This window comes from Kitasatospora sp. MBT63, from assembly GCF_000710465.2.
Lineage (GTDB): Bacteria > Actinomycetota > Actinomycetes > Streptomycetales > Streptomycetaceae > Kitasatospora.
In genome coordinates, this window is the sequence record NZ_JAIZ01000469.1 from 1 (window position 1) to 8,068 (window position 8,068).

Below are 8,068 nucleotides of genomic sequence, written 5' to 3' on the forward strand. Positions count from 1 at the left end.
GGAGGGCGGGATGTCATCCCCGTTCTCACTCTTTGGTCATGACATCCCTGATGGTGCGGCCGTCCCGGCGGTGCGGCCCTCCCGGAGGTGCGGCCGTCCCGGCTCAGGCGCCCAGGGCGGCCTTCACCGTCTCGGCGAGCGGGACGGTCGGGCGGCCGATCAGACGGGCCAGATCGCCGTTGGCCCGGGCCAGGTCACCGCGGCCGATCGCCCGGTCGACGTCGACGAAGACCGCCGCGTAGCCCTCCGGCAGACCGGCGCCGACCAGCACCTCCTGGTGCTCGGCGGGCGGGACGTCGCGGTACGCCACCGGGCGGCCGGAGTGCTCGGCCAGCGCGGCCGCGTACTCGGAGAAGCTCCAGGCGACGTCACCGCTCAGCTCGTACACGGCGTTCTCGTGGCCCTCGCCGGTGAGCACCGCGACCGCCGCGTCGGCGTAGTCGGCGCGGGGGGCGCTGGCCACCCGGCCGTCGCCGCTGCTGCCGACCACCACGCCGCGGGCGACCGCGTCGGCGGCCTGCGCGGTGTAGTTCTCGGTGTACCAGCCGTTGCGCAGGAAGACGAAGGGCAGTCCGGACGCGCGGATCGCGGCCTCGGTCTCCTTGTGCTCGTCGGCCAGCGTGAAGCTCGCCTCGTCGCCGCCGAGCACCCCGGTGTACGCCAGCAGGCCGACCCGGGCGGCCTTGGCGGCCTCGATCACGGCGCGGTGCTGCGGGGTGCGCCTGCCGATCTCGTTGGCGGAGATCAGCAGCACCCGGTCGCCCTCGGCGAACGCGCCGGCCAGCGTCTCGGGGCGGTCGTAGTCCACCACCCGGACCTCCACCCCGCGGGCGGCGAAGTCGGCGGCCTTCTCCGCCGAGCGGACGGCGACCGCGACCCCGGCGGCGGGGACCTCGGCCAGCAGGCCCTCGACGATCAGGCGGCCCAGCTGGCCGGTGGCACCGGTGACGACGATCATGTTGCGCTCCTCGGAAGGTGTTCTCGTGTTCCGCTCTGCTTCGCCACTCACTTTATGGAGGGCACTAACCTTCCGAAAGTACGCACTTCAAAGTAGGGTACTGACATGGAGGTAATGGAAGAACGCTCACTGCTGGAGCGGCTGCCGGACGTCTACGACCGGATGTGCCCCTCCCGCGGAGTCCTGGAGCACGTCACCAGCCGCTGGGGCGTGCTGGTGCTGGTCGCCCTGCTCGAGCGGGGGTACCGGTTCAGCGAGCTGCGCCGCCGGGTCGCGGGGGTGAGCGAGAAGATGCTCGCCCAGACCCTGCAGAACCTCGAACGCGACGGCTTCGTCCTGCGGGTCGCCCACCCGGTCATCCCGCCCCGCGTCGACTACAGCCTCACCCCGCTCGGCGCCGAGGTGGCCGAACAGGTCTCCGGCCTGGCCCACTGGGTGGAGGCCCGGATGTGCGCGGTCACCGAGGCCCGCGAGGCGTACGACACCCGGCAGTCCTGACCGGCTGGCGCCCGTGAGCCCTACCGGTGACCGGGGTGGAGCCGGGCGAGTTCGGCGCGCGCCGCCTCCGCGGCCGGGTGGCCCAGCTCGTCCAGCACCGCCAGCGCACGGATCCGGAAACCGAGGGCGTCCGCGACGCGTCCGAGGCTCTCGTGCGACCGGGCCAGGACGCCCAGCGCGGAGACCTCCCCCAACCGGTTGCCCGCCTCGGCGTGCAGGGCGAACGCCCGCTGCGCCGCCACGACGGCCTCCTCGAACTCACCACGGACTTGGTGGACTTCGGCCAGCTTGTCGGTCACCAGCCCTTGACCGAAGGCATAGTCGAGCGACACGAAGATCTCGAACGCCTCGTCCAGCACCGCCACGGCCTCCTCGAGACGGTCGAGCCCCTGGTAGGCCAGGCCCAGGTTCTCCAGGACGTGTGCGGCGAGCCAGGGATCACCGTCCCGGCGCGCCGCAGCAAGCGCCTGGGTGAGGGAGTCCACCGCCTCGCCGAACCGCCCGAGGTGGATGAGCGCGCCACCCAGGTTGTTCAGGGAGCCCGCCTCCAAGTACCCCAGCCGGCGGGACATGGCCGCCGCCTGCAGGCAGCACCGGTAGTACTCCTCGTACTGCCCCCGGTAGCAGTAGCTCGCGCCCAGATTGCTGAGGACCACGGTCTCGGCGCGGTCGTCGCCGAGGTCACGGGCGGCTTCGAGGGCGCGGAGGTTGGCTGCCGTCCAGTCCGCGGTCGGCCGCCGGAGCTGGAAGAACGACCGCAGCGCGATCGGAAGTTGCCAGGTGATGTCCCTGGCACCCTCCTCGTCGGCCTGGGCGAGGGCGGCCAGCAGGTTCTCGAACTCGGCCTCGCACCAGGTGACGGCCGCACCGCGGGAGCCGAAGGCGACCATGGCCGGCGTGTCCGGCCGGTCCGTGGGCGCGACGACGAACGGCGCCGGACCCCGGCGGAGGTTCAGGACCCTCCCGGACTCCTCCGCGTGGAACAGGTACCAGCCGAGCAGCCGGCGTACTGCCGCAGCCCGTTCGCCGTCGGCGTCCTCCTCCAGACCGCGTTCGCGAGCGTAGTCGCGCAGCAGGTCGTGGAAGCGGAACCTGTTCAGCGACGGCATCTCCAGGAGGTGGGAGCCGACGAGGACGAGCAGAGCACGCAGCAACTCGGACGGCGGCAGGCCGGTCAGCGCGGCGGCCGCCTTCAGGCCCATGTCCGGCCCGCAGTGGAGTCCGAGCAGGCGGAACACGCGTGCGGTCGACGGCGAGAGGCTGCGGTACGACCAGGAGAACACCTCCCGGACCGCCGTACTGTCGTCCTCGTCGTAGGTGACGAGTGCGTCCAGTCCCCGGTGATCGGCGAGGTCCTCGGCGAGCGTCGCCAGCGAGTCGTGCGGACGGGCCGCCGCCACCTCGGCGGCGATCCGCAGCGCCAGCGGCAGGTGGACGCACCGCCTGGCCAGCAGGGCTGCTGCCGCCGGCTCGGCGTCGACCCGCCGCACCCCCACGACCGACCGGAGCAGTTCCACCGACTCCTCGGGCGACAGCAGGTCCAGCACGATGCGGCGTACGCCCTCCCGCGCCACCAGGCCGGAGAGCTGGCTGCGGCTCGTGACGAGGACCAGGCAGGTGTCGGACGACGGCAGGAGCGGCCGGACCTGTTCCGCGTTGCGGGCGTTGTCCAGCACGACCAGCATCCGACGGTCGCTCAGCAGGGTCCTGAACATCCCGCTGCGCCCCTCGGTGTCCTGCGGAACGCTGCCCGGCGCCACCCCGAGCGCCAGTAGGAAGCCGCCGAGCGCCTGCTGCGCCGACAGCACCGGTCCGGGGCCGTAGCCCTGCAGGTTCACGTAGAGCTGGCCGTCGGGGAAGTGGTCGCGCACGGCATGTGCCCAGTGCAGGGCGAGCGCCGTCTTGCCGACACCCGCGGTGCCGGCGACAGCGGACACGATCGCCGTGGACCTGGTTGTTCCCCCTCGGGTCGACAGCAGCGCGTCGAGTTTGGCGATGTCCGCCTCCCGGCCGGTGAAACAGGACGGCCTCGGCGGCAGCTGGTGCGGACGCGGCCATCCCGCATCGGCGGCGTGGAAATGAATTCCACCGGTGACCGTACCGGCCTGGACAACGCTTTTCGCAGAGCCGGACATGGCGTTCCTGGTGGCCCCGGCCGAATTCCCGGTGTCGCGATCTTCCACAGTTCCGCCCCGTTCATCGCCCCGGCCCCAAGGCCGCCCCGTCCGGGGACGGTACCGCCAGGAGCCAAGGCAGTCCAGGGCACAACGCGGTCGGACGATCGAATTCCGAATTCCGGCGGACCGTGCAGTATTGACAGCACATGAGGCCACCTCGAACATTGTTCCGAGTCTGCCGCAGGCACATCAATGATCACCCGTATTCGCCGGAGGCGGTACCGACCGATGTCGGGAAACGTATTCGACCTACCTCCCACCACCCTGGTGATGCAGCCCGGGACCTTCTGCAACCTGGACTGCCGGTACTGCTACCTGCCGGATCGTGCGACCGTGCGCCACCTGGACCCGGAGGTCAACCGGGTGGTGGCCGAGGAGGCGGGGCGATGGGCCGCCTCCGGGCATCGGGTCGAGGTGCTGTGGCACCTCGGGGAGCCTCTCGCGGTCGGGGTGGCGCGGATGGGACGGCTGTGGTCTCCGTGGCCGCAGGGGACCGTCCACTGCGTCCAGACCAACGGCACGCTGATCGACGACCGCTGGTGCGACCTGTTCTCGGCGCACGGGGTCCGCGTCAGCGTGAGCTCGGACGGGATCGCCGGGATGAACGCCGACCGCGTCACTCGCTCGGGCCGTCCGGCGGAGCGGCGGATCGAAGCGGGGCTGGCGGTGCTGACCAGGCGCCGAGTGCCGTTCGATCTGCTGTCCGTGGTCCGCACTCCCACCCCGGAGTCGGCGCGGGCCGTCTACGCGCATGCCCGATCCGTCGGCGCTCGCGCCCTCGGTGTCCTGCCCGAGGAGCGCAAGGGCGTCCACCACGGCAACTCCACGGCCGACCGGGAGAGCTGGGCGGAATTCTTCGCCCAGCTCTACCGCGAGTGGCACGACGACCGGAGCGTCCGGCTGCGGGAGCTCGAGTCCGTGGCGAACTGCTGGGACGCGGTCATGGCCGGGGTGACCGCCGAACAGGTCCGGGGCGTACCGGTCGAGGCCATCCCGACCATCGCCCACAACGGTGACGTCACCGTCATGTCGCCCGACCTCGCCGGCCACGTGCATCCCGTCCACGGACCGTTCACCGTCGGCAACGTCCTACGGGAAGGGCTCGCGGACATCCTCAGCCGCGCCCCCGGGGTCCCGTGGGTGCGCGAAGCCCTCACCGGTGTCGCGCGGTGCCGCGCGACCTGCCGCTATGCCGCCGTCTGCGGCGGCAACTGGCCCGCGAACAAGTACTTCGAGTCGGGCCGCCTGGACCACACCGAGACGGCGTACTGCCGCAACCTCCATCAGGCCAAGCTGGAAGGAGCACTACTGTGCCGGACCTGAACACGGTCATCGACCCGCACGAGGGGCTGGTCAGGGACCTCCGGGAACACTCGGAGCAGCTGGAGCGGCTGCTCGGCACGCCGTCCACGCCCTCGACGACCTCCGATGGCGACGGGGGTCTCACCTTCCTGAGGTTCAACTCCATGAGCCAGCTGTGGGACCGGACGGAGGCCTAGGGCGCGTTTGCAAAGTCGCGTCGGATCAGGCCGCGGCGGTGGGCGCCCGCCCGGCCGAAGGCTGGGGGAGGATGCACGGCGTCGCGGACCCGGCGGGACTTTGCAAACGCGGCCGCCCTCGCCGGATCGCCGCGCAGGTGGGACCGGAGCTGGCGGGTGTCGGGGACGTGCGAGTCGTCCCCGGCCCGCACCCGGCCGGCGCGTGCACCAGGGGTCCGCAACGAAGGACAACCGACGGGAACCGGTCCATGAGTGAACTCCCGTACCGAGCAGTCCCACCCGCCCGGGAGATGATCACGGATCAGGCGGGCCGCCCGGCCGCGGACTTCGTGCGGGGCGCCACCAGGGCGGGCCTGCCCTGGGCGGACGACATCCGGCCACGCACCACGGTACGGCGGGCCGCGCAGGCCATCCTGCTCGGCCTGCCCGGCTGGGTCGCGTCGACCCCGGTGCCGCCGCTCGGCGATCTTCTGGCCGACCGGGCCCCGACCCTGCGCCTGTCCCGGCTCTACGGCTGGGACTTCGACCGGCAGCATCCGGAGCCCCACTGGCTCCGCCCCCGACTACCGGACGGGGTACGGCTGGCCGGGCTCGACGGCGTCGGCGCGGCCGACCTCGCAGCCGTCCGGGAGCGCGCCTATCCCCCTGGGCACCTGGACCGCGCCCCCGGGCAGCCGGAGCGCCTGACCGGGCTCCTGGACGGCACCCTCTACGGTCCGGTGCTCGGCTGCAGCACCGTCGCCCGCTCGGCCGGGTCGGTGGTGGTCGCGGCCGTACTCGTCACAGGCAACACCGGCCTGCCGGGCCGGCCGGAACCCGGGTTCGTCGACGTCTTCCGCGAACCGGGGGAACCGTTCCGCGGCCTCGGGTCCCTGCTCCTGCGGTACGCCCTGGCGCGAGCCGCGGTCGACGGGCCGCCGCCGGCGCTGGTGCTCTCCGTCACCGACGGCAACCCGGCCCGCCGGGTCTACGAACGGATCGGCTTCAGCCACCTCGACAGCATCCGAACAGTCCTGCTGCCGGACCCGACGACGGCGGCTCACCCGGCCCAGGGCCGATCGGCCTCGATCAGCGCAGCCCGCCCGTCCGACACACCGGGCCGGCCGAACACGTAGGCGCGGTCCGGATGACAGACGCGACCGTACGCCGTCAGGCCCCCGCGGGGGCCTTCGGGCGGCGCCAGATCAGGGGGAGGGCCAGCGCGGCCACCACGGCCAGCAGGCCGGCCAGTGCGATCGCCCGGCCGGCGCCGGTGGCCTCCACGGCGCGGAAGGCCGCGTTGATCGCGTCGGCGGTGGACTGGTCCACCGAGGAGAGGATCTGGTCGGCCAGCTTGGAGTCGGTGACCGCGTTCCCGAGTTCCTGCACCTGGGAGTCGCTCAGCCCGGCGGCCGTCGCCCGGTCGACCGCCTGGTTGGTCTCCACCGCCTGCTGGACCGCGACCGTGATAGCGACCCCGAACGCGCCGCCGAGCATGCTGGTCACCTTGAACATCCCGGACGCGGTGCCCGCCAGCTCCTCCGGCGGCCCGGCCACCGCAGTGTCGGACAGCGGGATCGACATCAGGCCGAGCCCGGCCCCCAGCACCAGCAGCCCCACCACCAGCACCGCGTACGAGTAGTCCCGGCCGATGATCGAGACGATCAGCGTCCCGACCCCCAGCAGCAGCACCCCGAGCACCACCGGCAGCCGGGCCCCCCGCCGGGCGGACACCCGGCCGCCCAGCGGGTTGAACAGCAGGATGGTCGCGGTGGACGGCAGCAGCAGCAGGCCCGCCGCCACCGCACCGTAGCCGCGTACCTGCTGCAGGTACAGGGTTAGCAGGAAGCTGACTCCGGCGAAGACGATGTTCATCACGGAGTTGGCCACCAGCGCGCCGCAGAACGGCCGGGACGAGAACAGCCGCAGGTCGACCAGCGGATCCCGGACCCGCTTCTCCAGCAGCACGAACAGCGCCGCCAGCACCACCGAGCCGGCCAGCAGGGCAATGATCAGCGGGTCGGAGAAGCCCTTCTCCTGACCGGCCGTACAGCCGTACAGCAGGCAGAACGCCGCCAGCGCACTGGTGAACAGGCCGGGCAGGTCGATGTGCCGGGAGGCGTTCGGGTCGGTCGACTCGACCGCCGAACGGCGGACCAGCCAGAGGCCGACCAGGGCCAGCGGGGCGTTGATCCAGAAGGTCGAGCGCCAGCCGAGGGTGCCGGTCAGCACACCGCCGACGGCCGGCCCGGCCGCCTGGCCGACCCAGGCGACCGCCATCCAGGCGCCGAACGCCCGCGGCTGCTCCTCGGGCGGGAACATCGGCGGGATCAGCGCCAGCGTGGCGGGCAGGATCAGCGCCGCGCCGACACCCATCGCCGCCCGGCCGACGATCATGCCGGTGACCCCCGGTGCGAACGCCGCGGCCAGCGAGACCGCCCCCATCACCACCAGGCCGATCTCCAGCATCCGCTTGCGTCCGAACACGTCACCGAGCCGCCCGGCGGCCAGCACCAGCGCACCGGTGGAGAGACTGAACGCGTTGTTGGCCCACTGCAGGTCGGGCAGCGAGACGTTCAGCTCCCGGGAGATCGTCGGCACGGCCACCCCGAAGTCGGCGAACGACAGCCACACCATGCCCGCCGCCACGCACATCCCGGCCAGCGCCCGCCAACGGTGCTCCGAGTACCCCGCGGCGCTGCCGGAGGACGTGTTCTCACGCAGCGGACCGGTCGACTCGGCCATGGACCGGCTCCCCAAACTCTGGCCGGCGACTCGCCGGAGCGGACCACACCACTATCGGAGCGCCCACGCCGGCCGGCCGCGCGACACCTCGGCGCGGGCCCGCGCCTCCGTCGGATGGCCCTGCCCCCCCAGCGGCGCCCGGGCGCCCGGGCAGGGAGCCCCGGTGCGGGCACCCGGGCAGGGAGGCCCCGACGCGGGCGCCCGGCCGGGGG

At 72.7% G+C, this 8,068-nt stretch carries 7 protein-coding genes; 4 read left to right on the plus strand and 3 right to left on the minus strand.

Translation table 11 applies throughout. The features are described 5' to 3' along the window. Nucleotides 1-103: 103 nt before the first annotated feature. Nucleotides 104-958, minus strand: a complete 855-nt coding sequence (locus tag AA75_RS25350) for an SDR family oxidoreductase (RefSeq protein WP_033822556.1) — start codon at nt 956-958, stop codon at nt 104-106. Nucleotides 959-1,072: 114 nt separating this feature from the next. Between AA75_RS25350 and AA75_RS25355 the strand changes: the two genes are divergently transcribed. Beyond that, complete coding sequence (locus AA75_RS25355; protein ID WP_082526819.1) at nt 1,073-1,456, plus strand: helix-turn-helix domain-containing protein; 384 nt, start codon at nt 1,073-1,075, stop codon at nt 1,454-1,456. Between the two features lie 20 nt (nt 1,457-1,476). On the opposite strand, the gene AA75_RS25360 is transcribed toward AA75_RS25355, so the two are convergent. Beyond that, the gene (locus AA75_RS25360) at nt 1,477-3,393 is read right to left on the minus strand and encodes a tetratricopeptide repeat protein (RefSeq protein WP_051813305.1); all 1,917 of its coding nucleotides are present in this window, start codon (nt 3,391-3,393) and stop codon (nt 1,477-1,479) included. Nucleotides 3,394-3,861: 468 nt separating this feature from the next. Here AA75_RS25360 and AA75_RS25365 point away from each other — a divergent pair, with 468 nt between their 5' ends. From AA75_RS25365 to AA75_RS25375, 3 genes are all read left to right on the plus strand, one after another. Next, nucleotides 3,862-4,956: a radical SAM protein gene (locus AA75_RS25365; protein ID WP_063794437.1), complete on the plus strand. Its 1,095-nt coding sequence runs from the start codon at nt 3,862-3,864 to the stop codon at nt 4,954-4,956. Continuing rightward, the gene (locus tag AA75_RS25370; protein ID WP_033822560.1) at nt 4,944-5,132 is read left to right on the plus strand and encodes a hypothetical protein; all 189 of its coding nucleotides are present in this window, start codon (nt 4,944-4,946) and stop codon (nt 5,130-5,132) included. Before AA75_RS25365 ends, AA75_RS25370 begins: the two co-directional genes overlap by 13 nt. A gap of 248 nt (nt 5,133-5,380) precedes the next feature. Continuing rightward, nucleotides 5,381-6,247: a hypothetical protein gene (locus tag AA75_RS25375; protein ID WP_158515565.1), complete on the plus strand. Its 867-nt coding sequence runs from the start codon at nt 5,381-5,383 to the stop codon at nt 6,245-6,247. A 34-nt stretch (nt 6,248-6,281) separates the two neighbouring features. Here AA75_RS25375 and AA75_RS25380 read toward each other — a convergent pair whose 3' ends face one another. Beyond that, nucleotides 6,282-7,856, minus strand: a complete 1,575-nt coding sequence (locus tag AA75_RS25380) for an MFS transporter (protein ID WP_082526820.1) — start codon at nt 7,854-7,856, stop codon at nt 6,282-6,284. Nucleotides 7,857-8,068 lie beyond the last annotated feature (212 nt).

Excerpts from the sequence above, each read along its gene's own strand:
- AA75_RS25350 (WP_033822556.1), bottom strand. The coding sequence starts at position 958 with ATGATCGTCGTCACCGGTGCCACCGGCCAGCTGGGCCGCCTGATCGTC.
- AA75_RS25355 (WP_082526819.1), top strand. The coding sequence starts at position 1,073 with ATGGAAGAACGCTCACTGCTGGAGCGGCTGCCGGACGTCTACGACCGG.
- AA75_RS25365 (WP_063794437.1), top strand. The coding sequence starts at position 3,862 with ATGTCGGGAAACGTATTCGACCTACCTCCCACCACCCTGGTGATGCAG.
- AA75_RS25375 (WP_158515565.1), top strand. The coding sequence starts at position 5,381 with ATGAGTGAACTCCCGTACCGAGCAGTCCCACCCGCCCGGGAGATGATC.
- AA75_RS25380 (WP_082526820.1), bottom strand. The coding sequence starts at position 7,856 with ATGGCCGAGTCGACCGGTCCGCTGCGTGAGAACACGTCCTCCGGCAGC.